This window comes from Caballeronia sp. Sq4a, from assembly GCF_023170545.1.
Lineage (GTDB): Bacteria > Pseudomonadota > Gammaproteobacteria > Burkholderiales > Burkholderiaceae > Caballeronia.
Map to the genome: position 1 here is coordinate 129715 of NZ_CP084251.1, position 23669 is coordinate 153383.

24 protein-coding genes are annotated in these 23669 nt (G+C 64.2%); all 24 read left to right on the forward strand.

Annotated features, from left to right (window positions below; genetic code table 11):
- Positions 1-285: 285 nt before the first annotated feature.
- The 24 genes from LDZ24_RS14565 (at position 286) to purF (ending at position 23634) form a co-directional block, all read left to right on the forward strand.
- A complete protein-coding gene (locus tag LDZ24_RS14565) occupies positions 286-1092 on the forward strand; it encodes a GntR family transcriptional regulator (RefSeq protein WP_175940905.1) in 807 nt (268 codons plus the stop codon).
- Between the two features lie 172 nt (positions 1093-1264).
- Entirely contained in the window at positions 1265-1675 is a 411-nt protein-coding gene (gene sdhC / locus LDZ24_RS14570) for a succinate dehydrogenase, cytochrome b556 subunit (protein WP_159834264.1), read from the forward strand.
- 1 nt (position 1676) lies between these two features.
- Positions 1677-2045 carry a succinate dehydrogenase, hydrophobic membrane anchor protein gene (gene sdhD / locus LDZ24_RS14575; protein WP_248322945.1) on the forward strand — a complete coding sequence of 123 codons (369 nt, stop codon included), beginning with the start codon at positions 1677-1679 and terminating at the stop codon, positions 2043-2045.
- A gap of 5 nt (positions 2046-2050) precedes the next feature.
- Complete coding sequence (sdhA, locus tag LDZ24_RS14580) at positions 2051-3826, forward strand: succinate dehydrogenase flavoprotein subunit (protein WP_206469118.1); 1776 nt, start codon at positions 2051-2053, stop codon at positions 3824-3826.
- Positions 3827-3847: 21 nt separating this feature from the next.
- Entirely contained in the window at positions 3848-4549 is a 702-nt protein-coding gene (locus LDZ24_RS14585; protein WP_244849783.1) for a succinate dehydrogenase iron-sulfur subunit, read from the forward strand.
- 14 nt (positions 4550-4563) lie between these two features.
- Positions 4564-4845, forward strand: coding sequence for a succinate dehydrogenase assembly factor 2 (locus LDZ24_RS14590; protein ID WP_175940910.1), 282 nt, complete (start codon positions 4564-4566; stop codon positions 4843-4845).
- Positions 4846-5009: 164 nt separating this feature from the next.
- Entirely contained in the window at positions 5010-6311 is a 1302-nt protein-coding gene (gene gltA / locus LDZ24_RS14595; protein ID WP_248322946.1) for a citrate synthase, read from the forward strand.
- 94 nt (positions 6312-6405) lie between these two features.
- A complete protein-coding gene (locus LDZ24_RS14600) occupies positions 6406-6591 on the forward strand; it encodes a type II toxin-antitoxin system VapB family antitoxin (RefSeq protein WP_248322947.1) in 186 nt (61 codons plus the stop codon).
- A gap of 271 nt (positions 6592-6862) precedes the next feature.
- A complete protein-coding gene (gene leuC / locus LDZ24_RS14605) occupies positions 6863-8272 on the forward strand; it encodes a 3-isopropylmalate dehydratase large subunit (RefSeq protein WP_175940912.1) in 1410 nt (469 codons plus the stop codon).
- Positions 8273-8296: 24 nt separating this feature from the next.
- Positions 8297-8947: a 3-isopropylmalate dehydratase small subunit gene (gene leuD, locus LDZ24_RS14610; protein WP_175940913.1), complete on the forward strand. Its 651-nt coding sequence runs from the start codon at positions 8297-8299 to the stop codon at positions 8945-8947.
- Positions 8948-8977: 30 nt separating this feature from the next.
- Positions 8978-10045, forward strand: a complete 1068-nt coding sequence (gene leuB, locus LDZ24_RS14615; protein WP_175940914.1) for a 3-isopropylmalate dehydrogenase — start codon at positions 8978-8980, stop codon at positions 10043-10045.
- 113 nt (positions 10046-10158) lie between these two features.
- The gene (locus LDZ24_RS14620) at positions 10159-10329 is read left to right on the forward strand and encodes a hypothetical protein (protein WP_248322948.1); all 171 of its coding nucleotides are present in this window, start codon (positions 10159-10161) and stop codon (positions 10327-10329) included.
- An 81-nt stretch (positions 10330-10410) separates the two neighbouring features.
- Positions 10411-11532, forward strand: coding sequence for an aspartate-semialdehyde dehydrogenase (asd, locus tag LDZ24_RS14625; protein ID WP_248322949.1), 1122 nt, complete (start codon positions 10411-10413; stop codon positions 11530-11532).
- Between the two features lie 175 nt (positions 11533-11707).
- Positions 11708-13783: a FimV/HubP family polar landmark protein gene (locus LDZ24_RS14630; RefSeq protein WP_248322950.1), complete on the forward strand. Its 2076-nt coding sequence runs from the start codon at positions 11708-11710 to the stop codon at positions 13781-13783.
- 1 nt (position 13784) lies between these two features.
- Entirely contained in the window at positions 13785-14588 is an 804-nt protein-coding gene (gene truA / locus LDZ24_RS14635; protein ID WP_248322952.1) for a tRNA pseudouridine(38-40) synthase TruA, read from the forward strand.
- Complete coding sequence (locus tag LDZ24_RS14640; protein WP_248323304.1) at positions 14585-15253, forward strand: phosphoribosylanthranilate isomerase; 669 nt, start codon at positions 14585-14587, stop codon at positions 15251-15253. The genes truA and LDZ24_RS14640 overlap by 4 nt, the downstream gene beginning before the upstream one ends.
- Before the next feature lie 46 nt (positions 15254-15299).
- Entirely contained in the window at positions 15300-16493 is a 1194-nt protein-coding gene (gene trpB, locus LDZ24_RS14645; protein WP_206469133.1) for a tryptophan synthase subunit beta, read from the forward strand.
- A gap of 7 nt (positions 16494-16500) precedes the next feature.
- Positions 16501-17328: a site-specific DNA-methyltransferase gene (locus tag LDZ24_RS14650; protein ID WP_248322953.1), complete on the forward strand. Its 828-nt coding sequence runs from the start codon at positions 16501-16503 to the stop codon at positions 17326-17328.
- 72 nt (positions 17329-17400) lie between these two features.
- Positions 17401-18204: a tryptophan synthase subunit alpha gene (trpA, locus tag LDZ24_RS14655; RefSeq protein WP_248322954.1), complete on the forward strand. Its 804-nt coding sequence runs from the start codon at positions 17401-17403 to the stop codon at positions 18202-18204.
- 65 nt (positions 18205-18269) lie between these two features.
- Positions 18270-19142 (forward strand): acetyl-CoA carboxylase, carboxyltransferase subunit beta, encoded by an 873-nt coding sequence (accD, locus tag LDZ24_RS14660; RefSeq protein WP_244849793.1) that lies wholly within the window; start codon positions 18270-18272, stop codon positions 19140-19142.
- 78 nt (positions 19143-19220) lie between these two features.
- Complete coding sequence (gene folC, locus LDZ24_RS14665; protein ID WP_248322955.1) at positions 19221-20531, forward strand: bifunctional tetrahydrofolate synthase/dihydrofolate synthase; 1311 nt, start codon at positions 19221-19223, stop codon at positions 20529-20531.
- A gap of 39 nt (positions 20532-20570) precedes the next feature.
- The gene (locus tag LDZ24_RS14670) at positions 20571-21407 is read left to right on the forward strand and encodes an SPOR domain-containing protein (RefSeq protein WP_248322956.1); all 837 of its coding nucleotides are present in this window, start codon (positions 20571-20573) and stop codon (positions 21405-21407) included.
- Positions 21408-21419: 12 nt separating this feature from the next.
- Complete coding sequence (locus tag LDZ24_RS14675) at positions 21420-21953, forward strand: CvpA family protein (protein ID WP_248323305.1); 534 nt, start codon at positions 21420-21422, stop codon at positions 21951-21953.
- Positions 21954-22086: 133 nt separating this feature from the next.
- A complete protein-coding gene (gene purF / locus LDZ24_RS14680; protein ID WP_244849796.1) occupies positions 22087-23634 on the forward strand; it encodes an amidophosphoribosyltransferase in 1548 nt (515 codons plus the stop codon).
- The last annotated feature ends 35 nt before the right edge of the window (positions 23635-23669 follow it).

Genomic DNA, 23669 nt, shown 5'->3' on the forward strand with positions numbered 1-23669 from the left:
GCGGCGCGCGAATCGTGTGGCCGATCGGCGTAAGGCGAAGCGAAAGGGCGTGCCTGGCGGTTGGCGGCGTGGGCCCGGCGCGCGCCCGACACTGGCGATTCCGGCGAAAACCGCCGAAAAAACCGCGCCGAACGAACGTTTCCGGAACCGTGCGACGACCCGCAAACCCTTGCTCGACAAGGAGTGTAGGATTGCCCGCAGGCAAAGTCAACACTATCTTATGTCTTATATAAGACATAGAACCTCGCGCGAAAATGTGGACGCGCGACGGGCCTTTGTGTTGAAATGCGCGGCATGAATTCGAACGCGCCAAACTCGGCGGGCACGCCCCCACAGAACGGCAGCGCACAGGCGGGCGAGCCCGCGGGCGCGCCGTCGCCGACGTTTAGCCCGCTGTATCAGCAAATCAAGGCGCTCATCACGCAGGGCCTCGAATCCGGCGAATGGAAGCCGGGCGAGATCATTCCGAGCGAGGTCGAGCTCGCGGCCCGCTACAAGGTGAGCCAGGGCACCGTGCGCAAGGCGATCGACGAACTCGCCGCGGACAACCTTCTCGTGCGCCGTCAGGGCAAAGGCACGTTCGTTGCGACGCACAGCGAAGATCGCGTGCAATTCCGCTTCCTGCGCCTTCTGCCCGACGATGGCGACATTCACCCCCATGTCAGCCGCCTGCTCGAATGCCGACGCCTGCGCGCGCCCGCGGAAATCGCGCGCCAGCTCGATCTCAAGCCCGCCGATCCTGTCGTTCTTATCAAGCGTCTGTTGCAATTCGATGGCGTCACCACGGTCTTCGACGAAATCTGGTTGCCGGGCGCCGTGTTTCGCGGGCTGACGGCGGAGCGCCTCGCCGACTACAAAGGCCCGCTCTACGCGATGTTCGAAACGGAGTTCGGCACGCGCATGATTCGCGCGTCGGAGAAGATTCGGGCGGTCGCGGCGGAAGAGCCGGTCGCGCAATTGCTGGATGTGCAGCCGGGCTATCCGCTGTTGTCGGTCGAACGTATTTCGTACACCTACGGCGATCGTCCGGTGGAAGTGCGGCGCGGCTGGTACGTGACGAGCGGCTATTACTATCAGAACGACTTGAGTTGAGCGCGCGGGCTTAGGTCGAGTGGTCCGCCTGGTTGGAAGCGGCCCGGCAAGGGCATTCGAGGGCGCTATTTTCGCGTGGGCGGCAACAGTCTCTTGGGCCGCTTTTCGCTGCGTTGCGGAATGAAAAGGCGCTAAAATCGCGGGTTAGTGTAATAACAAGTTGGGGTCTAGCATGGCTGAAGCCGTAAAAAAACCAAGGCCCGAGTACCGGAACATCGGGCTTGGACAGATCGCGAAGTATCGCTTGCCGTGGGCGGGCAAGGTGTCCATTCTGCATCGCATCAGCGGTCTGTTGCTCTTCATCGCGCTGCCCTTTCTGCTGTATCTGCTCGACCAGAGCCTCACGTCCGAAATCAGCTTCGAGGCGTTCAAGGGCTTTCTCGCGCACCCCATCGTCAAAATCATCACGCTCGTGCTGTCGTGGGCGTATCTGCATCACTTCTGCGCGGGTATCCGCTTTCTCGTGCTCGACATGCACGTCGCCGTCAACAAGGAAGGCGGACGACAGACCGCCATCGCGGTGCTGGTCGTGTCGCTCGTGCTGACGCTTGCCGTCGCGCTGAAACTTTTCGGAGCCTTCTAACATGGGAACGCAAAACCGGGTCGGCCCGAAGCGCCTCGTCGTGGGCGCGCATTACGGCACAGGCGAATGGCTCGCGCAACGCGTGACGGCCGTCGCCGTGGCGGTGTACACGCTCTTGCTGCTCGTGCTCTTTTTCGGCGCGCACAACTTCTCCTATGAAGGCTGGGCCGGCATCTTCGTGATGCAGTGGATGAAGCTCGCCACCTTCGTCGCCTTGCTCTCGCTCTTCTATCACGCGTGGGTCGGCATGCGCGACATCTGGATGGATTACGTGAAGCCCGTCGGATTGCGCCTCGGCCTGCTGGTGCTCACCGTCCTGTGGCTCATCGGATGCGCCGGCTACGCTGCACAGATTCTCTGGAGAGTTTAAAGAACATGGCTGCAATCAAGACTTCCTTGCCGCGTCGTCGTTTCGACGTGGTGATCGTGGGCGCGGGCGGATCGGGCATGCGCGCGTCGCTGCAGCTCGCGCGCGCGGGCCTGTCCGTCGCGGTGCTCTCCAAGGTGTTTCCGACGCGCTCGCATACGGTGGCCGCGCAAGGCGGCATCGGCGCATCGCTCGGCAACATGAGCGAGGACAACTGGCACTATCACTTCTACGACACGATCAAGGGCTCCGACTGGCTCGGCGATCAGGACGCCATCGAGTTCATGTGCCGCGAAGCGCCCAATGCCGTGTACGAGCTCGAACACATGGGCATGCCGTTCGACCGCAATCCGGACGGCACTATTTATCAGCGCCCGTTCGGCGGCCATACCGCGAACTATGGCGAGAAGCCCGTGCAACGCGCGTGCGCCGCTGCTGACCGCACGGGTCACGCGCTCTTGCACACGCTGTATCAGCAGAACGTCGCGGCCAAGACGCACTTCTTCGTCGAATGGATGGCGCTGGACCTGATCCGCGACGCCGACGGCGACGTGCTCGGCGTGACCGCTTTGGAGATGGAAACGGGCGACGTCTATATCCTCGAAGGCAAGACGACGTTGTTCGCCACGGGCGGCGCGGGTCGCATCTTCGCGGCATCGACCAATGCGTTCATCAATACCGGCGATGGACTCGGCATGGCCGCGCGCTCGGGCATCGCGCTGCAGGACATGGAGTTCTGGCAGTTCCACCCGACGGGCGTCGCGGGCGCGGGCGTGCTGATTACCGAAGGCGTGCGTGGCGAAGGCGGCATCTTGCGTAACGCGAACGGCGACCGCTTCATGGAACGCTACGCGCCGACGCTGAAGGATCTCGCGCCGCGCGACTTCGTTTCGCGCTCGATGGACCAGGAGATCAAAGAAGGCCGCGGCGTCGGTCCGAACAAGGATCACGTGCTGCTGGACCTGTCGCACATCGGCGCGGAAACGATCATGAAGCGTCTGCCGTCGATTCGCGAGATCGCGCTCAAGTTCGCCAACGTGGACTGCATCAAAGAGCCGATTCCCGTGGTGCCGACCATCCACTATCAGATGGGCGGGATTCCGACGAACATGCACGGTCAGGTCGTCGGCACGGCCAAGGGCTACGACGATCCGGTCAACGGCTTCTATGCAGTGGGCGAATGCTCGTGCGTGTCGGTGCACGGCGCGAACCGTCTGGGCACGAACTCCCTGCTCGACCTCGTTGTGTTCGGCCGCGCGGCGGGCAATCACATCATCAAGCACGCGACCGAGATGAAAGAGCACAAGCCGCTGCCGGCCGATGCCGCCGACTTCGCCCTCGAACGCCTCGCGGTGCTGGAGAAGTCGACCTCGGGCGAATACACGCAGCACATCGCCAACGACATCCGCGCGACGATGCAATCGCACGCGGGCGTGTTCCGCACCTCGAAGCTGCTGGAAGAGGGCGTCGGCAAGATCGCGGAATTGGCCGAGCGCGTGAAGCACGTGCATCTGAAGGACAAGTCGAAGGTGTTCAACACCGCGAAGGTCGAGGCGCTGGAGCTGGCGAACCTGATCGAAGTGGCGCGCGCGACGATGGTCTCGGCCGAAGCGCGCAAGGAAAGCCGCGGCGCGCATGCGCACAGCGACTACGAACATCGCGATGACGAGAACTGGATGCGTCATACGCTGTGGTTCAGCGAAGGCAATCGCCTCGACTACAAGCCGGTGCAGATGAAGCCGCTGACGGTCGAATCGGTGCCGCCGAAGGCGCGTACCTTCTAAGGCAAGGGCAAGGATATCCAAATGGCAAAGAGAATTTTTGAGGTCTACCGGTACGATCCGGACAAGGACGCCGCGCCGCGCATGCAGAGCTACGAGCTCGACCTGACGCATGAACGCATGCTGCTCGACGCGCTGGTGAAGCTGAAGGAGCTCGATGAAACGCTGTCGTTCCGTCGCTCGTGCCGCGAAGGCGTGTGCGGCTCGGACGCGATGAACATCAACGGCAAGAACGGGCTCGCGTGTCTCACGAACCTGAACGATCTGCCGCAGCGCATCGTGCTGCGTCCGCTGCCGGGGCTGCCGGTGGTGCGCGATCTGATCTGCGACTTCACGCAGTTCTTCAACCAGTATCACTCGATCAAGCCGTATCTGATCAACGACACGCCGCCGCCGGAGAAGGAGCGTTTGCAGTCGCCGGTGGAGCGTGACGAACTCGATGGTCTCTACGAGTGCATTCTGTGCGCGAGCTGCTCGACGTCGTGCCCGAGCTTCTGGTGGAATCCGGACAAGTTCGTGGGTCCGGCGGGCTTGCTGCAGGCGTATCGCTTTATCGCCGATAGCCGCGATCAGGCCACCGGCGAGCGACTCGATAATCTGGAAGACCCGTATCGCCTGTTCCGCTGCCACACCATCATGAACTGCGTCGATGTGTGCCCGAAGGGACTCAACCCGACGAAGGCCATCGGCAAGATCAGGGAAATGCTGGTGCGGCGGGCGGTTTGACAAAGGATGATGACATGGTCGACAAGCAAGACGACTCGCATCAGTCCGACCCTCTTCGCCGTGCGCGTCTTCGCTGGCGCGCGCGGCGCGGCTTGCTGGAAAACGATCTGATCTTCGAGCGTTTTTTCAGCCGATATGAGCATGACCTCAGCGACGCCGACGTGGCCGCATTGACCCGCCTGCTGGAGCTGAGCGACAACGAACTGATGGACCTGCTGCTCGCGCGCACCGAACCGGAAGGCGATCTCGCCACGCCGGACGTGATGCGCCTGCTGCAGTGGCTGCGTTCGGTGTGATTTCGGCAGAGATCCCGGGAGTTTTGCACAATACGCGAAGGAACCGGGCCGAAACCCCAAGCGACGACCAGCCTAAGCACTCGCGGCTACCCGAGCGTTGCCGCGCAGCTTCCGTCGTGCAAATTATCGAAAACCTGTATCCATACTTCGATTGAGGATGTGCTATGACCCCGTCAGATGTTAAAGCCACGCTATCGTTCAGCGACAACTCGCCGAGCGTCGAAATGCCGATCTACAAGGGCACGATGGGCCCGGACGTGATCGACATCCGCAAGTTGTACGGGCAGACCGGCAAGTTCACGTACGACCCGGGCTTCATGTCGACGGCGGCGTGTAATTCCGCGATCACGTATATCGACGGCGACAAGGGCGAGCTGCTGTATCGCGGCTACCCGATCGAGCAACTGGCCGTGAACGCCGACTTCCTCGAGACCTGCTACCTGCTGCTGAAGGGCGAATTGCCGAACGCGGCGCAGAACAAGGAATTCGTCGACACGGTGACGCGTCACACGATGGTGCATGAGCAGATGCACTTCTTCTTCCGCGGCTTCCGTCGCGACGCGCACCCGATGGCCGTGCTGACCGCGGCAGTCGGCGCGTTGTCGGCGTTCTATCACGATTCGCTGAACATCAACGACCCGCGTCACCGCGAAGTCTCCGCGATCCGCATGATCGCGAAGCTGCCGACGCTCGTCGCGATGGCGTACAAGTTCAGCATCGGCCAGCCGTTCGTGTATCCGAAGAACGACCTGTCGTACAGCGCGAACTTCATGCACATGATGTTCTCGAACCCGTGCGAGGAGTACAAGGTCAACGACGTGCTGGTGCGCGCGCTCGACCGCATCCTGATTCTGCACGCGGATCACGAGCAGAACGCGTCCACGTCCACGGTGCGTCTCGCGGGCTCGTCGGGCGCGAATCCGTTCGCGTGTATCGCGGCCGGTATCGCGTGTCTGTGGGGCCCGGCGCACGGCGGCGCGAACGAAGCCGCGCTGAACATGCTGGAAGAGATCGGCTCGGTCGAGAACATTCCCGAATTCATCAAGCAGGTGAAGGACAAGAATTCGGGCGTGAAGCTGATGGGCTTCGGCCACCGCGTCTACAAGAACTACGATCCGCGCGCCAAGCTGATGCGCGAAACCTGCCACGAAGTGCTGAACGAACTGGGCCTGCACGACGACCCGCTCTTCAAGCTCGCGATGGAACTGGAAAAGATCGCGCTGGAAGACGAATACTTCGTGTCGCGCAAGCTGTACCCGAACGTCGATTTCTACTCGGGCATCGTGCAGCGCGCGTTGGGCATTCCGACGTCGATGTTCACCTGCATCTTCGCGATGGCGCGTACCGTCGGCTGGATCGCGCAGTGGAACGAGATGATTGCGGATCCCGAGCAGAAGATCGGTCGTCCGCGTCAGTTGTTCGTAGGGCATACGCCGCGTGAGGTGAAGCCGCTCGATCAGCGGTAAGCCGATTCACGGTTGAAGCAAGGTTGGAGGCCCCGGCGGGCGACTGCCGGGGCCTTTTTGCGTTGTGGATGACAGAATCGACGGGGATACTGATATGCGAACGACTATCACGATTGATCGTGACCTACTGGCTAAAGCTCAGGCTTACACCGGTCTGACCGACGTATCCGCAATTGTTGACGAGGCACTCAGGGCGCTCGTGCAACGCGAAGCAGCGCGGCGGCTTGCGAGCGTCGGCGGCAGTCAGCCGGACTTTGAAGGCGCTCGCCGTCGTCGGTAGGAAAGGCTTAAAGATCTGGACGCGCGATAAGCGCTTGCACAAAGTCGCGGAAGAGCTCGGCGTCAACGCGGTGCTTCGGCATTGAAAAGCAGGAAACGATAGGCTGGTAGTGCCCATCCAGGTACTGATACCACTAGCATAACCCCATGTTTTCAATAGCTTTTTTGCCGTAGCCTAGTACCCAAGCGGCGCGCGAAGGTGGCATAATCGTCCAACAAGCTGCCGACGAAGCGAAGCAGCGTCACCCGCAGTCATCTGAGAAGCGCTCACCATGTCCCAGACTCTCTACGACAAATTGTGGAACTCGCACGTCATCCACACGGAAGAGGACGGCACCTCGATCCTCTATATCGACCGTCATCTGCTGCATGAAGTGACGAGCCCGCAAGCCTTCGAAGGGCTCAAGCTGCATCAGCGTCCCGTCTGGCGCATCAGCGCGAATCTGGCCGTGTCCGATCACAATGTGCCGACCACCGACCGCTCGCAAGGCATCGCCGACCCGGTGTCGAAGCTGCAAGTCGACACGCTCGACGCCAATTGCGACGAGTTCGGCATCACGCAGTTCAAGATGAACGACCTGCGCCAAGGCATCGTGCACATCATCGGGCCCGAGCAGGGCGCGACGCTGCCGGGCATGACCATCGTCTGCGGCGACTCGCACACCTCCACGCACGGCGCGTTCGGCGCGCTCGCGCACGGCATCGGCACGTCGGAAGTGGAGCACGTGCTCGCTACGCAAACGCTGCTGCAAAAGAAGAGCAAGAACATGCTCGTCAAGGTGGAAGGTCCGCTGCCGCGCGGCTGCACGGGCAAGGACATCGCGCTTGCGGTCATCGGCAAGATCGGCACGGCGGGTGGCACGGGCTACGCCATCGAGTTCGGCGGCTCCACCATTCGCGCGCTCAGCATGGAAGGCCGCATGACCGTCTGCAACATGGCGATCGAAGCCGGCGCGCGCGCGGGCATGGTCGCCGTCGACGATACGACCATCAACTACCTGAAGGATCGTCCGTATTCGCCGCAGGGCGTCGAGTGGAATCAGGCAGTCGAGTACTGGCGCACGCTCAAGTCGGACCCGGACGCGCACTTCGACCGCGTGGTGGAGATCAACGCCGCCGAGATCGTGCCGCAAGTCACGTGGGGCACGTCGCCGGAAATGGTGACGTCCATCGACGGTCGCGTGCCCGATCCCGAGCGCGAAAAAGATCCCGTCAAGCGCGATGCCATGGAGCGCGCGCTGCATTACATGGCGCTGCAGCCGAATACGCCGATCGAATCGATCAAGCCGGACAAGATTTTCATCGGCTCGTGCACGAACGCGCGCATCGAAGACCTGCGCGCCGCCGCGTACGTGGTGAAGTCGCTCGGCAAGCGCGTGGCGTCGAACATCCGCACGGCGATGGTCGTGCCGGGCTCGGGTCTCGTGAAGGCGCAGGCCGAGCGCGAAGGGCTCGACAAGATCTTCACCAACGCCGGTTTCGAGTGGCGCGAGCCGGGCTGTTCCATGTGTCTCGCGATGAACGCGGACCGTCTGGAGCCGGGCGAACGCTGCGCATCGACGTCGAACCGCAACTTCGAAGGGCGCCAGGGCGCGGGCGGCCGCACGCACCTCGTCAGCCCGGCGATGGCCGCGGCGGCGGCGATCGAAGGCCACTTCGTCGACGTGCGCAAGCTCGCGTAACCCAACGGGACACAGAGACAGATCATGGAAAAATTCACCGTGCATAGCGGCCTCGTGGCGCCGCTGGACCGCGAGAACGTCGATACCGACGCGATCATCCCGAAGCAGTTTCTGAAGTCGATCAAGCGCACCGGTTTCGGCCCGAACGCGTTCGACGAATGGCGCTATCTGGACGTCGGCCAGCCCGGGCAGGACAACAGCAAGCGTCCGCTGAATCCGGACTTCGTGCTGAACCAGCCGCGCTATCAGGGCGCGTCGATTCTGCTCACGCGCAAGAACTTCGGCTGCGGCAGTTCGCGCGAGCATGCGCCTTGGGCGCTGGAACAGTACGGTTTCCGCGCGATCATCGCGCCGAGTTTCGCGGACATTTTCTATAACAACTGCTTCAAGAACGGCTTGCTGCCGGTCGTGCTGTCGGAGCAACAAGTCGACAAGCTCTTCAACGAGACGTACGCGTTCGTCGGCTTCAAGCTGACCATCGACCTGGAAGCGCAAGTCGTGCGCACCGGCGACGGCACCGAGTACGCGTTCGACGTGCCCGGCTTTCGCAAGTATTGCCTGCTGAACGGTTTCGACGACATCGGTCTCACTCTGCGTCACGCGGACAAGATCAAGCAGTTCGAAGCCGAGCGGCTCGCGAAGCAGCCGTGGCTGAACAATCGGCTCGTCGGATAAACGAAACACGCACACGTAGAAGGAAGCGACATGAAGATTGCAGTGCTCCCCGGCGACGGGATCGGTCCGGAAATCACGGCCGAAGCGGTCAAGGTTTTGAACGCGCTCGGCGAAAAGTTCGAGCTGGAGGAAGCGCCCGTCGGCGGCGCGGGTTACGAGGCGAAGGGGCATCCGCTGCCCGACGAGACGCTCGCGCTCGCGAAAGAGGCCGACGCGATTCTCTTCGGCGCGGTCGGCGACTGGAAGTACGACTCGCTCGAGCGCGCGCTGCGCCCGGAGCAAGCCATTCTCGGCCTGCGCAAGCATCTGCAGCTCTTCGCGAACTTCCGCCCGGCGATCTGCTATCCGCAACTGACGGCCGCGTCGTCGCTGAAGGCGGAAATCGTGTCGGGGCTCGACATCCTGATCGTGCGCGAGCTGAATGGTGACATCTACTTCGGCCAGCCGCGCGGCGTGCGTCAGGCGCCGGACGGCCCATTCGAAGGCGCGCGCGAAGGTTTCGACACCATGCGCTATTCGGAGCCCGAAGTGCGCCGTATCGCGCACGTCGCGTTTCAGGCCGCGCAGAAGCGCCAGAAGAAGCTGACGAGCGTCGACAAGGCCAACGTGCTGGAAACGTCGCAACTTTGGCGCGACACGATGATCGACGTCGCGAAGGAATACGCGGACGTCGAGCTGTCGCACATGTATGTGGACAACGCGGCGATGCAGCTCGTCAAGGCGCCGAAGGCATTTGACGTGGTCGTGACCGGCAACATGTTCGGCGACATTTTGTCCGACGAAGCCGCGATGCTGACCGGCTCCATCGGCATGCTGCCTTCGGCGTCGCTCGACAAGAACAACAAGGGTCTGTACGAGCCGTCGCACGGTTCCGCGCCGGATATCGCGGGCAAGGGCGTGGCCAATCCGCTCGCGACCATTCTTTCGGCCGCGATGATGCTGCGTTATTCGCTCGGCAAGACGGAGCAGGCGGATCGCATCGAGAACGCGGTGAAGAAGGTGCTCGAGCAGGGCTACCGCACCGGCGATATCGCGACGCAAGACGGCAGGACCGTCGGCACGAAGGAAATGGGCGACGCGGTGCTGGCAGCGCTGTAATTTCCGTCTTGGGATCGCCCGAGTCGGTACAGTTGACGCGCAATTCGCGGCGATTTCACCGGAAAGACGGTACTTCCGACGAAAACGCCGCGTTTCGTGTATATTCTTTGGTCATGGCGAAGAACTTTCAACTCTCTACGGATTGCATCGGCCGCGGCATCGACGCTCGCGCGACCGGCTTCGCCATCGTCACGCGCATCGACGGCATCGCCAGCATTGGCGCTATCGGCACGTCGAAAACGCGCATTACGAAACTCTCCATCAAAGCGATCACGATTCGCTGATCGTCCCTCGTGTCCGAGCGTCTTCCCCGCGCGGCCACGCCGGGTAAGGATGCGGGGAAGCCTCAACAAATAAGGTTAGTCATGAACGTAGGTCTCGTGGGTTGGCGCGGCATGGTCGGCAGCGTGCTGATGCAGCGCATGCAGCAGGAAGGCGATTTCGACCTGATCGAACCGGTGTTTTTCAGCACCAGCAATGCGGGCGGCAACGCGCCGTCGTTCGCCAAAAACGAGACGAAGCTCAAAGACGCGACGAGCATCGACGACCTGAAGAAGTGCGACGCCATCATCACCTGCCAGGGCGGCGACTACACGAACGAGGTGTATCCGAAGCTGCGCGCGGCGGGCTGGAAGGGCTACTGGATCGACGCGGCCTCGGCGCTGCGCATGAAGGACGACGCGGTCATCATTCTGGATCCGGTGAACCTCGACGTCATCAAGGATTCGCTCGTCAAGGGCGGGCGCGATTTCATCGGCGGCAACTGCACCGTTAGCCTGATGCTGATGGCGTTGGGCGGCCTCTTCCGCGAAAACCTCGTCGACTGGATGACGGCCATGACGTATCAGGCCGCATCGGGCGCGGGCGCGCAGAACATGCGCGAACTGCTGTCGCAAATGGGCGCGCTGAACGCGTCGGTGGCGGGCGATCTCGCGAATCCGTCGTCGGCCATTCTGGATATCGACCGCAAGGTGCTCGCCACCATGAACAGCGACGCCATGCCGACCGACCATTTCGGCGTGCCGCTCGCCGGCTCGCTGATTCCGTGGATCGACAAGGATCTCGGCAACGGCATGTCGAAGGAAGAGTGGAAGGGCGGCGCGGAAACCAACAAGATTCTCGGCAAGCCCGCGATGGGCCAGCCGGGTTCCATTCCGGTCGATGGCCTCTGCGTGCGCATCGGCGCGATGCGCTGCCATTCGCAGGCGCTGACCATCAAGCTGAACAAGGACGTGCCGCTCGACGAAATCAACGGCATTCTGGCTTCGGCGAACGACTGGGTGAAGGTCGTGCCGAACGAGCGCGAAGCGTCGATGCGCGATCTGTCGCCGGCAGTCGTCACCGGCACGCTGACGGTGCCGGTCGGCCGTCTGCGCAAGCTCGCGATGGGCGGCGAATACCTGTCGGCGTTCACCGTCGGCGACCAGCTGCTGTGGGGCGCCGCGGAGCCGTTGCGCCGCATGCTTCGCATCCTGTTGGACAAGTAAAGTAAACTACGCGCCTGAGAGCGCGGACCTCGTCCAGGAAGCGTCGCGTTATCGCGGCGCTTTTTGTTTATGGAGCCGCATTTTTGGGACTGCGAGCGAATCGACCGGTCGTACGATTGGGGCGCGCATCAGTCTTGCTGTTCGTATCAACCTTCGCCGTACTTCTGGAGCTTCAATGATTCGACGACCCTGCCGGTCCTTCATCCCGTCATCGCCTGCGGCGCTTGCCGCGGCCAGCGCCGTTCTGTGCGCGGCGCTCTGGACGAACTCCGGCGCGGCGTTCGCGCAGGCGAGCGGCGCGACAGCCGATGCCGGCGCGCCCGGCAATGCGCCCGCGCAGCGGTACGCCGTGAAGCCGGGGCAGTCGCTGAGCGATATCGCAGGCGAGCTCACGGGTTCGAAAGAGCGGGCCGTCAAGGAGAAGATGGCGCGCGCGCTGTTCGACGCGAATCCGAACGCGTTCGCGGGTCACGACATCAATCGGCTGAAGCTCGGCGCGGTGTTGAACGTTCCGGCCACGGATGCCGGCGCGGCCTCTGAAGGCGCCGCAGCGCCGGCGCCAGCGCCGCAGGCAGTTCAGCCGAGCGCGCCGTCGACGAATGCGGCGAGTGCAGCGCAGTCGTCGTCGCCGGCCGTCGAAACGGCGCCGGTTCAGCCGGCGGCGTCCGCCGCCGAGCCGGCCCCGAGCGAGCCGGCCACGCCGGCCACGGCGTCGGCGGCATCGCAAGCCGCGCCCGAGGCCGCGCCTGCCGTCGCGCCGGTCGCGAGCGCGCCCGCGGCCGACGCTGCGCCGCAAACCCACGGCGGCATCGATCCGAAGGTGATCGCGCTCGTTCTCGCGGTCATCGCCGTGCTGCTGTTTCTGCTGCTCCGCCGCAACAAGCGCCGCGCTCAGGCCGACGCCCAAGCCGACACCGACACCGACATCGACGCGCAAGCCCGCCAGCAGGCGCCCGCGCCGGTTCCCGCGCCAACGCCGCCGCGTGCTGAATCGGCAGCCGATCTGGAAGGCACCGCCGTCGCGCGCGATCAATCCGAACTGAACGCCGTGGCCGCGAGCCTGGAAAGCTACGAGGCGGCGCAGTCTTTCGCGACGCCGTCGGAGGATGACGCGCCCGAGTCCGTCGGAACGCCCGAAGCGCGCACGGACCAGCCGAATCGCACGGAGCCTGCCGAGCCGTTCATTCCGACGCCGCCGGCCGCGGCTCACGCTGCCTTCGTTCCGCCGCTTTCGCATGCGGGCACGGCCGACGCCCAGACGCATGAGGCCCAAGAGGCTCACGCGCGGGAAATCGCCGCCCGCGAGGCCGCAGCGCACGAAGCCGAGAAGTGGGAAACCGAGGAGCGGGAAGCCGCCGCGCGGCAGGCCGCCGCGCGGGAAGCGGAGGAGCGCGAAGTCCGTGCGCGGGAAGCCGCAGCGCGCGAAGCATTGGAGCGCGAGCTTGCCGGGCGCGACGAGGCGTCCCGCGAAGCCGCCGAACAGGAAGCGCAGGCGCATCAGGCTCGCGAAGCGGCGGCGCGCGAGATCATTGCTCGCGAAGCCGAGTTGCGCGAAGCGCAGGCGGTTGCCGCCCAGCAGCAAGCAGCGGAGCAGCGCGCAGCGCAACAACGCGCCGTCGAGGAGCAAGCCGCGCGCGATGCCGAGCAGCATCCTGCGGGCGTCGAGGACGACGAACCGGTGTCCGCCGACCGCTTCCCGATGCCCAAGTTTCCGACCGAAGCCGTCCAGGCGCTGGACTCGCTCGACATGAGCTTGCCGCCCCGCATGGAATTGACGCTGGCTCCGCCTTCCGATGACCACGCTCCGCGCCACGACGCACCGGCGCACGCGTCGGTCGGGCAGGAGCCTTTCGTTCCGCAGCCGATTGCCGAGACCGACGCGGCCCACGAGGCGCAGGCGTTCGCGCTGCCGTCGGTTGCCGACGAGGTTGAGTCGTCCGCCGCAGCGCGTATCGAAGCTGGAACGGCCGGCGCGCCGTCGGTCGCAGGGCTTGGGGCGACGCAGTTCGGCCCGTTGAGTCTCGACTTCAATCTGGACCTGCCATCGAGCCACACCGAGCCGCTGCCCGCGCTGACCGCCGCACAACTGGCGACCATCGCGCGCAACAAGCTGGAGTTGGCCGTGGAATACATCGAGTTGGGCGATCTTTCGGGCGCTCGCACGCTGTTGCAGGAAGTGATCGCATCCAACGATCAGGCGACGCGCCAGCAAGCGGCCGGTTTGCTCTCGACGCTCGCGCCGCACTCCTGATATGCGCATCGCGTTAGGCGTTCAGTACGACGGGGCGGCGTTTTGCGGCTGGCAATCGCAGCCGCACGGCAATACGGTGCAGAATGAACTGGAGCGCGCGCTCGCGGAATTCACGCAGACGCCGGTTCAGACGGTCGTCGCCGGACGTACGGACACGGGCGTCCACGGCCTCGGGCAAGTGGTGCATTTCGATACCGAACTGGACCGCACCGACTTCTCGTGGGTGCGCGGGACGAACGCGTTTCTGCCGAGTTCGGTCGCCGTTCAGTGGGCTAAGCCGATGCCCGATGACTTTCACGCCCGTTTCGCGGCCTTCGAGCGCACGTACTTTTACGTTCTGTACGTCAATCGGGTGCGTTCACCCATGCTGGCGAAACGCGCGGGCTGGGTGCACACGCCGCTCGACGTCGCCGCCATGCGCGATTCCGCCGCGTGCCTCATCGGCGAGCATGATTTCTCGTCGTTCCGCGCGGCCGATTGCCAGTCGAAGACGCCGGTCAAGCATCTCTATCGGATCGACGTGCGCGAACAGGGCGATTTCGTCCACTTTCGTTTTCGGGCGAATGCGTTCCTGCATCACATGGTGCGCAACTTGATGGGCTGCTTCGTCGCGATCGGGCGCGGACGCTATCCCGCGTCGTGGATGGCCGACGTGCTCGCAGCGCGCGACCGTCGCGCCGCCGCGCCGACCTTCATGCCCGACGGGCTTTATCTCGCGGAAGTCGGATATCCCGAGCGTTTCGCGGTTCCGCCGCCGCATATTGCAAGCATGCCGTGGAGCGCCGTTTGGGCCGACCAGCCATGACAACTCAAGATTTGCACCGGACCAGAATCAAGCTGTGCGGGCTCTCGACAGTGGAGCACGTCAAGCACGCCGTCGCGCTGGGCGCGGATGCGGTGGGTTTCGTCTTCTATCCGCCGAGTCCGCGCTCGGTGACCGTGCCTCAAGCGGTGGAGTTGTGCCGCTACGTGCCGCCGCTCGTGTCGGCGGTCGGTCTGTTCGTCAATGCGACGCCCGAATGGGTTCGCGAGGTGACGTCGAACGTGCCGCTCTCGCTGCTGCAATTTCACGGCGACGAAACGCCCGAGCAGTGTGCAGAACTGGCCGCGATTGCGGGTTTGCCCTGGTGGCGCGCAGTGCGTGTAGGGCCTGATGCGGCCGCAAGCGATTTGGTAGAATCGTCGCTTAACTATGCGGCTGCAGGCGGTATTTTGCTCGACGCACTCGTCGAGGGCTTCGGCGGCGGTGGGAAGGTATTCGATTGGTCACTTATTCCAACAGATCTCGGGCATCGGGCCGTTTTGAGTGGTGGGTTGAACGCGCAAAACGTCAGTGACGCCATCCGGCGCGTGCGCCCGTTCGCGGTCGATGTCTCGAGCGGCATCGAAGTGCCGGGCGCCAAGGGCGTGAAAGACTCCGCCCGAATGACCGCGTTCGTGCGCGCAGTGCGCGAAGCGGACGCCGGCTGATTCCGACTGCGAGCCAACCACGGCTCGCCACCGAGAGAGTGACGCAATGTACAACTTGCCTGATGAAAGAGGCCACTTCGGCCAATATGGCGGCGTGTTCGTCTCCGAGACGCTTATTCACGCGCTGGACGAACTGCGCCGTGCATACGACGCAGCCCGCCAAGACCCGGCATTCCAGGCCGAATACGACTACGAACTGAAGCATTACGTCGGCCGTCCTTCCCCGATCTATCACGCAAAACGCTGGAGCGACATGCTCGGCGGCGCGCAGCTTTATCTGAAGCGCGAAGACCTGAATCACACGGGCGCGCACAAGGTCAACAACGTGATCGGGCAGGCGCTGCTCGCCCGCAAGATGGGCAAGCCGCGCGTGATCGCCGAGACCGGCGCAGGACAGCACGGCGTAGCGACCGCGACCATCGCGGCGCGCTTCGGCATGGAGTGCGTCGTCTACATGGGCGCGGAGGACGTGAAGCGGCAGGCGGCGAACGTCTATCGCATGAAACTGCTGGGCGCGACCGTCGTGCCCGTGGAATCCGGCTCGCGTACGCTGAAGGACGCGCTCAATGAGGCCATGCGCGACTGGGTGACGAACGTCGAGAACACGTTCTATATCATCGGCACCGTGGCCGGGCCGCATCCTTATCCGATGATGGTCCGGGACTTCCAGCGCGTGATCGGCGACGAATGCCGCGTGCAGATGCCCGAAATGGCGGGCCGTCAGCCGGATGCCGTGATCGCGTGCGTCGGCGGCGGATCGAATGCGATGGGCATCTTCTATCCGTACATCGAAGACGAAGCCGTGCGACTGATCGGCGTCGAAGCGGCCGGCGACGGTATCGACACCGGCCGGCACGCGGCGTCGCTGATGGGCGGAAGCCCCGGCGTGCTGCACGGCAATCGCACGTATCTCTTGCAGGACGACAACGGCCAGATCATCGAGACGCATTCGGTGTCGGCGGGGCTCGACTATCCGGGCGTCGGTCCGGAGCACGCGTGGCTCAAAGATGTCGGCCGCGCAGAGTACGTCGGCATCACGGACGACGAGGCGCTCAAGGCGTTCCACGACTGCTGCCGCATCGAAGGCATCATTCCGGCGTTGGAGTCGAGTCACGCGCTGGCGTACGGGGCGAAGCTCGCGAAGACGTTGCCGCGCGACAAGGTGCTGCTCGTCAACCTGTCGGGCCGCGGCGACAAGGACATGCACACGGTCGCCGAGCGATCGGGCATCCAGTTCTAAGCCGCAGATGCGCACCGTTATCGACGAACCGATGTCCGCCGGCGCGCTGCAAGGCGCCGGCATCGACATTCGGAACCGTGATTTTCTCGCCGATGCCGCCTCCATTCCCGATGCGTCGATCGATCTGATCGTTGCCGACCCGCCGTACGGGCTCGGCAAGGACTACGGGAACGATTCGGACATGCTGTCCGGCGAGGCCTTTCTTGCGTGGACGTATCGCTGGCTGGACATCGCGATACCGAAGCTCAAGAAAAGCGGGTCGATGTACATCTTCTGCACCTGGCAGTATTCGCCGGAATTGTTCGTGTTTCTGAAGCGCCGGATGACGATGGTCAACGAGATCGTCTGGGACCGGCGCGTGCCGAGCATGGGCGGAACCACGCGCAAATACACGTCGGTGCACGACAACATCGGCTATTTTGCGGTATCGAAGGACTACTACTTCGATCTCGATCCGGTGCGCATTCCCTACGACGCAGCGACGAAAAAGGCGCGCTCGCGCAAAATTTTCGAAGGCAGCAAGTGGCTCGAAATGGGCTACAACCCGAAGGATGTGTGGTCCGTGTCGCGGCTGCATCGGCAGCACGCGGAGCGGGTCGATCATCCGACGCAAAAGCCGCTGGAAATCGTCGAGCGCATGGTGCTGGCAAGCTGTCCGCCGGGCGGCCGCGTGCTCGATCCGTTCATGGGCAGCGGCACGACCGCTGTCGCGTGCGCGCGCCACGGCCGGCTGTTCACGGGCTTCGAGATCAACGCGGACTACTGCGCCATCGCGGAAAGCCGCCTGGCGAAGCTGGATGCGCCGCTGACCGCCGAAACCGAGACCGCCGAATAGCGCGCGAGCCGCCGCTTCGTCGCTGATCGCGTCGAATGATCGACGCTAACGAATACGCTTACGAGAATTCTCATGTCCCGTATCAAGAACACTTTCGCGACGCTTGCCGCGCAAGGCCGCAAAGGGCTGATTCCGTTCATCACGGCGGGCGATCCGAACCCCGAGCAAACCGTCGAATTCATGCACGCGCTCGCTAAGGGCGGCGCGGACGTCATCGAACTGGGCGTGCCGTTTTCCGATCCGATGGCCGACGGCCCCGTCATCCAGCGTTCGTCGGAGCGCGCGCTGGCGCGCGGCGTCACGCTCAAGCGCGTGCTCGCCGATGTGGCGCGCTTTCGCGAGACCGATGCCGACACGCCCGTCGTGCTGATGGGCTACGCGAATCCGATCGAACGCATGGGCGCGGACGCGTTCGCGCAAGCCGCGAAGCAGGCGGGCGTGGACGGCGTGCTCGTCGTCGACTATCCGCCCGAGGAAGCCAGCGATTTCGGCGCGACGATGCGCGCGGCCGGCATCGATCCGATCTTTCTGCTCGCCCCGACATCGACCGATGAGCGCGTGGCGGCGGTCGGCAAAATAGCGAGCGGCTACGTGTACTACGTGTCGCTCAAGGGCGTGACGGGCGCGGCAAATCTGGACGTTTCCAGCATCGCGAGTAAAATCCCGGCCATCAAGTCGCAGGTGCCGCTGCCGGTCGGCGTCGGTTTCGGCATTCGCGACGCAGAGACGGCCCGCGCCGTCGCGGAAGTCGCGGACGCGGTCGTCATCGGAAGCCGGCTCGTGCAGTTGCTCGAAGAGGCGCCGCCGGACACGGCCGCCGCGTCGCTCACGAGCTTCATCGCGGAAATTCGCGCGGCGCTCGATTCCGCCAAATAACATTTTGCCGCCGCGGCCGTCGTCGACGGTGCGCGGCGCTGCCCCCGATCAGTCAAGGAACAACGATGAGCTGGCTCGACAAACTGCTGCCGCCCAAGATCAAGCAAACCGATCCCAAGAACCGCAAGGGCATCCCGGAAGGGCTGTGGGTGAAGTGTCCGTCGTGCGAGGCGGTGCTGTACCGCAACGACGTCGAGGCGAATCTGCATGTTTGCCCGAAGTGCAGCCACCACATGCGCATCGGCGCGCGCGAGCGGCTCGACCGCCTGCTGGACCCGGAAGGCCGTTATGAGATCGGCCAGGAAATCGTGCCGGTCGACGCGCTGAAGTTCAAGGACAGCCGCAAGTATCCGGACCGCCTGAAAGAGGCGATGGAAGACACGGACGAGACCGACGCGATGGTCGTCATGGGCGGCGCGATCCATACGCTGCCGTGCGTAGTCGCGTGTTTCGAGTTCGCGTTCATGGGCGGCTCGATGGGCTCGGTGGTCGGCGAACGCTTCGCTCGCGGCGCGCGCAACGCGCTGGAGCAGAACGTGCCGTTCATCTGCTTCACGGCGTCGGGCGGCGCGCGCATGCAGGAAAGCCTGCTTTCGCTGATGCAGATGGCGAAGACCACAGCCATGCTGACCAAGCTCGCCGACGCGAAACTGCCATTCATTTCCGTTCTCACCGACCCGACGATGGGCGGCGTGTCCGCGAGCTTCGCATTCCTGGGCGACGTCGTGATCGCGGAGCCGAAGGCGCTGATCGGCTTTGCCGGCCCGCGCGTGATCGAGCAGACGGTGCGCGAGAAGCTGCCCGAAGGCTTCCAGCGCGCGGAATTCCTGTTGCAGAAGGGCGCGATCGACATGATCGTGGACCGCCGCAAGATGCGCGAAGAAATCGCTCAATTGATGGCGCTAATGACGCGACAGCCGGCCGATTCGGTGGCTTGACGCCGTATTGTGCCCGCGCCGCGCCGCGCGTGAACCGCGAGGTTCCGCGCGGCGTTTTTGCTTTTCCGACTACCGAACATGACCACATTTCCCACTCTCGACGCGTGGCTCGCCCATCTGGAAGCGGCGCATCCGGTCGGTATCGACATGGGCCTCGCGCGCATCGGGCGCGTCAAGGAGGCGCTCGGCCTGCGCTTCGACTGCCCGGTGATCACCGTCGGCGGCACGAACGGCAAGGGCTCGACGTGCGCGATCCTCGAAAGCATTCTGCTGCGCGCGGGCTATCGCGTGGGCTGCCATACGTCGCCGCACCTGCTGTCGTTCAATGAACGCGCGCGCATCGACGGCGTGGAAGCCACCGACGCCGAATTGCTGGAACACTTCGAAGCGGTCGAGAAGGCGCGCGTCAGCTTGCCCGATCCGGTTTCGCTGACGTATTTCGAATTCACGACGCTCGCCATCCTGCATCTGTTCGCGTCGCGCGGGCTGGATGTCGTGATCCTCGAAGTGGGGCTCGGCGGGCGGCTGGACGCGGTGAATATCGTCGATACGGACTGCGCCGTGGTGACGAGCATCGACATCGATCATGCGGATTATCTCGGCGACACACGTGAGAAGATCGGCTTCGAGAAGGCGGGCATCTTCCGTCCGGAGAAGCCTGCCGTGTGCGGCGATCCTTCGCCGCCGCAGACGCTGATCGACCATGCCGCCGCTGTGGGCGCGGATCTGTGGCTCGTCGGCCGCGATTTCCGCTACGAAGCGCAGCCGGGCAACGAACGCCAGCAGTGGAGCTACATCGGCCGCACGCAGCGGCGCGCGGCGCTCGCGTATCCGGCGCTGCGCGGGGCGAATCAGCTCATCAATACGTCGGCGGCGCTCGCCGCGCTGGAGGCGCTGCGCGACCGGCTGCCGGTGTCCGCGCAGGACATCCGTCTGGGGCTCGCGAACGTGGAATTGCCGGGGCGCTTTCAGGTGCTGCCGGGCAAGCCGCAAATCATTCTCGACGTGGCGCACAATCCGCACGCCGCCGCGGTGCTCGCGCAGAACCTCGGCAACATGGGCTATTTCCCGTACACCTACGCGGTTTTCGGCGCGATGGGCGACAAGGACATAGAAGGCATCGTGAAGCAGCTCGCGGGCGAGATCGACCACTGGAACGTGACCGCGCTGCCGACGCCGCGTGCGGCCACCGCCGACCGTCTGGAAGCCGTCCTGCGCGATGCCGGTGTCAACGACGGCCCCGACAGCAGCGTTGCACGATTCGAGACCCCGGCCGATGCATTTCGAGACGCGTTAAGCCGCGCGTCCGAAAATGATAGAATCGTGGTTTTCGGCAGTTTCTATACGGTGGCTGGCGTCATGGCCTACCGCAAATCGCAGCATCACTGAGACGGCAGGCCGTCTGAAGCTTCTCGCACCAAGCCATACATGGGACTTTTCTCGTTCGGCAAGAAAGACGACGCCCGCGCTGCGAGCGACGCATACTCCGATTCCCCGCGCGGCTCGCGTCATACCGTGCGCACGGAGCGCCGCACGCGCCGCACGGACCGTCCCGATGCCGACGCCATGATGCTCGACCCCACGCTTCCCGAGAAGCAGCGCGCGCGGCGCAGGCTCGTCGGGGCCATTGCGCTGGTGCTGGCGGCGGTCATCGTCCTGCCGATGGTGCTGGATTCGCGCCCGAAACCCGTCGCCGACGACATTTCCATCGATATTCCCAACCGCGCCGCGCCCGCCGCGAAGCAGTCCCGCGAGGCGAACGACGCGGACACGCAGGCAGGCGTCGCGCATGAGTCGCCGGCTGCGGCAACCGATACGGCCAATGTCGCCGCAGGCGTGACGCAGCCGCAACCGTCGGCTTCGGCGCCTGCTGCCGCTGCGCAGGCGAAGCCGGAAGCGAAGGCTGAAAGCAAGCCGGCACCCGTTGCCAAGGAAGCCGCGAAGCCGCAGGCACAAGCGGCCGCGGAAAAGGACACCACCGCAAGCCCGGCGTCGAGCGCGGCGAATACGCCGTCGTCGCCGGCAGGCAGCCGCTTCGTGCTTCAGATCGGCACGTTCGACGACGACACGGCAGCGCAAAACTGGGTCAACAAGTTGAAAGCCGCGGGCGTGCCCGCATATCTCGAACATCGTCAGCAGTCGGATGGCTCGTCCCGCGCGTTGTTGCGCGCAGGACCGTTTCCGGATCGCGCGTCGGCGTCCGCCGCGCTCGTCAAGGTACGGCAGGCGGGTCTGGCCGGCGGCAAGCGGTCGGCGTCGAACTAAGCGTCGATGTCGATGTTCACGAGCTTCGACTACGCCGTGATGGCCGTGATCGGCCTGTCCGCCTTGCGCGGCATGTGGCGCGGGTTGCTCGCCGAAGCCTTCGGGCTGGTCGGCTGGGTCGCTGCTATTGTGATCGCGGGCCGGTTCGTGAGCGTGGTGGTGCCGTACATCCCGGCATACTGGCCGGGCGGCGCGCTGACTCAGTGGCTCGTCGCGTTTTTGCTGGTGGTCGGCGCGGTGCTGCTGCTGTCGAGCGTGTTGTCGGCGCTGCTCACGCGCATCACGGAAGTGACGGGCCTGCGCGGCGTGGATCGCTCGCTCGGGCTGCTGTTCGGCCTCGTCCGAGGCGCTATATTGGTGGTGATTCTGGTCGCGCTCGCAGGTCTGACCGAATTGCCGCAGAAGGATTTTTGGCGTCACGCGCTGCTGCGGCCCATGGCCGAGCAAGGCGTGCGCGGATTGAGACCGCTTCTCCCCGATACGCTCGCCGCGTATGTGCACGTCGCGCCGCAGTCAGGCGACACGGCGCCAAGCGCCGCACAATAGACGAACGGCAGGCTACACGAGGAACGCGCGACGGCCACTTGCGCCGCCGAACGCGCCCGCTGGCGGGGCTCGTTCGACCTGGCGCGACGCCGGCACGCCTCTCTACCGTTTCGACTCTTTGAAGGACCATGCCATGTGCGGCATCGTAGGTGTAGTTTCCCAAAGCCCCGTCAATCAGCTCATCTATGACAGCCTGCTGCTCTTGCAGCATCGCGGGCAGGATGCGGCGGGAATCGCCACGGCGAACGGCAACAACTTCCACATGCACAAAGCCAACGGCATGGTGCGCGACGTGTTCCGCACGCGCAACATGCGCAGCCTGCCGGGCAACGTCGGCATCGGGCAAGTGCGCTATCCGACGGCCGGTTCGGCGTCGAACGAGGAAGAAGCGCAGCCGTTTTACGTCAACGCGCCGTTCGGCATCATCCTCGCGCACAACGGCAATCTGACGAACTGGATGCAGCTGAAGGACGAGATGTTCCGGATCGACCGCCGGCACATCAACACCGCGTCCGACACCGAAGTGCTGCTGAACGTCTTCGCGCACGAGTTGCAACTGGCGAGCTCCGGCCTCGAACTGGACGAAGCCGCGCTGTGGAAGGCGGTCGCGGGCGTGCATCGGCGGGTGAAGGGCTCGTATGCGATCGTCTCGCTGATCGCGGGCTACGGTCTCGTGGCGTTCCGCGATCCGTTCGGCATTCGCCCGCTCGTGCTCGGCAAGCTGGAAACGTCGACGGGCGTCGAGTGGATGGTGGCGTCGGAATCGGTGGCGATCGAAGGCATCGGCTTCGAATTCGTGCGCGACATCGAGCCGGGCGAAGCGATCTTTATCGACGCAGACGGCAATCTGCACAGTCACCAGTGCGCCGAAAAGCCGGTGCTCAATCCCTGCATCTTCGAACTCGTGTATCTGGCGCGTCCGGATTCGTGCCTCGACGGCGTGCCGGTCTACAACGCGCGTCTGCGCATGGGCGACTATCTCGCCGAGAAGATCAAGCGCGTGCTGCCCGACGTGCCGATCGACGTCGTGATGCCGATTCCCGATTCGTCGCGCCCCGCCGCGATGCAGGTGGCCGCGAAGCTCGGCGTCGAATATCGCGAAGGCTTCTTCAAGAACCGCTACGTGGGCCGCACGTTCATCATGCCGGGTCAGGCGGTGCGCAAGAAGTCGGTGCGCCAGAAGCTGAACGCGATGGGCATCGAGTTCAAGGGCAAGAACGTGCTGATCGTCGACGATTCGATCGTGCGCGGCACGACATCGCATGAAATCGTGCAGATGGCCCGCGATGCTGGCGCGAATAAGGTGATCTTCGCGTCTGCCGCGCCGCCGGTGAAGTTCCCGAACGTGTACGGCATCGACATGCCGACGCGCGGCGAACTCGTCGCGCATGGCCGCAGCGACGAAGAAGTGGCGCGCATGATCGGCGCGGACTATCTGGTGTATCAGGATGTCGAGGACTTGAAGAACGCGGTACGCGACATCAATCCGGCGCTGAAGGATTTCGAGGCGTCCTGCTTCGACGGCCACTACATTACCGGCGACGTCACGACCGATTATCTCGATCGCATCGAGACCGCGCGTCTCGCGCCGCAAGAGCAGACGGACCGCGATATCGCGGGCGAGGCGCTCGAAGGCGGTCCCGCGCGTTCGCAACTGCATCTGCAACTGTCGGTGGAATAAGCCTTCGTATTGGCTTCGAGAAGCCCGCTCGGTCG

What these genes read in the sequence shown, in the direction of transcription:
- purF (WP_244849796.1), top strand. Translation starts at nt 22,087, where the DNA reads ATGTGCGGCATCGTAGGTGTAGTTTCCCAAAGCCCCGTCAATCAGCTC.
- LDZ24_RS14650 (WP_248322953.1), top strand. Translation starts at nt 16,501, where the DNA reads ATGCGCACCGTTATCGACGAACCGATGTCCGCCGGCGCGCTGCAAGGC.
- sdhD (WP_248322945.1), top strand. Translation starts at nt 1,677, where the DNA reads ATGGGAACGCAAAACCGGGTCGGCCCGAAGCGCCTCGTCGTGGGCGCG.
- sdhA (WP_206469118.1), top strand. Translation starts at nt 2,051, where the DNA reads ATGGCTGCAATCAAGACTTCCTTGCCGCGTCGTCGTTTCGACGTGGTG.
- truA (WP_248322952.1), top strand. Translation starts at nt 13,785, where the DNA reads ATGCGCATCGCGTTAGGCGTTCAGTACGACGGGGCGGCGTTTTGCGGC.
- LDZ24_RS14640 (WP_248323304.1), top strand. Translation starts at nt 14,585, where the DNA reads ATGACAACTCAAGATTTGCACCGGACCAGAATCAAGCTGTGCGGGCTC.
- LDZ24_RS14590 (WP_175940910.1), top strand. Translation starts at nt 4,564, where the DNA reads ATGGTCGACAAGCAAGACGACTCGCATCAGTCCGACCCTCTTCGCCGT.
- sdhC (WP_159834264.1), top strand. Translation starts at nt 1,265, where the DNA reads ATGGCTGAAGCCGTAAAAAAACCAAGGCCCGAGTACCGGAACATCGGG.
- LDZ24_RS14565 (WP_175940905.1), top strand. Translation starts at nt 286, where the DNA reads ATGCGCGGCATGAATTCGAACGCGCCAAACTCGGCGGGCACGCCCCCA.
- LDZ24_RS14600 (WP_248322947.1), top strand. Translation starts at nt 6,406, where the DNA reads ATGCGAACGACTATCACGATTGATCGTGACCTACTGGCTAAAGCTCAG.
- LDZ24_RS14620 (WP_248322948.1), top strand. Translation starts at nt 10,159, where the DNA reads ATGGCGAAGAACTTTCAACTCTCTACGGATTGCATCGGCCGCGGCATC.
- LDZ24_RS14585 (WP_244849783.1), top strand. Translation starts at nt 3,848, where the DNA reads ATGGCAAAGAGAATTTTTGAGGTCTACCGGTACGATCCGGACAAGGAC.
- LDZ24_RS14675 (WP_248323305.1), top strand. Translation starts at nt 21,420, where the DNA reads ATGTTCACGAGCTTCGACTACGCCGTGATGGCCGTGATCGGCCTGTCC.
- trpA (WP_248322954.1), top strand. Translation starts at nt 17,401, where the DNA reads ATGTCCCGTATCAAGAACACTTTCGCGACGCTTGCCGCGCAAGGCCGC.
- accD (WP_244849793.1), top strand. Translation starts at nt 18,270, where the DNA reads ATGAGCTGGCTCGACAAACTGCTGCCGCCCAAGATCAAGCAAACCGAT.
- gltA (WP_248322946.1), top strand. Translation starts at nt 5,010, where the DNA reads ATGACCCCGTCAGATGTTAAAGCCACGCTATCGTTCAGCGACAACTCG.
- leuB (WP_175940914.1), top strand. Translation starts at nt 8,978, where the DNA reads ATGAAGATTGCAGTGCTCCCCGGCGACGGGATCGGTCCGGAAATCACG.
- folC (WP_248322955.1), top strand. Translation starts at nt 19,221, where the DNA reads ATGACCACATTTCCCACTCTCGACGCGTGGCTCGCCCATCTGGAAGCG.
- leuC (WP_175940912.1), top strand. Translation starts at nt 6,863, where the DNA reads ATGTCCCAGACTCTCTACGACAAATTGTGGAACTCGCACGTCATCCAC.
- leuD (WP_175940913.1), top strand. Translation starts at nt 8,297, where the DNA reads ATGGAAAAATTCACCGTGCATAGCGGCCTCGTGGCGCCGCTGGACCGC.
- LDZ24_RS14670 (WP_248322956.1), top strand. Translation starts at nt 20,571, where the DNA reads ATGGGACTTTTCTCGTTCGGCAAGAAAGACGACGCCCGCGCTGCGAGC.
- asd (WP_248322949.1), top strand. Translation starts at nt 10,411, where the DNA reads ATGAACGTAGGTCTCGTGGGTTGGCGCGGCATGGTCGGCAGCGTGCTG.
- trpB (WP_206469133.1), top strand. Translation starts at nt 15,300, where the DNA reads ATGTACAACTTGCCTGATGAAAGAGGCCACTTCGGCCAATATGGCGGC.
- LDZ24_RS14630 (WP_248322950.1), top strand. Translation starts at nt 11,708, where the DNA reads ATGATTCGACGACCCTGCCGGTCCTTCATCCCGTCATCGCCTGCGGCG.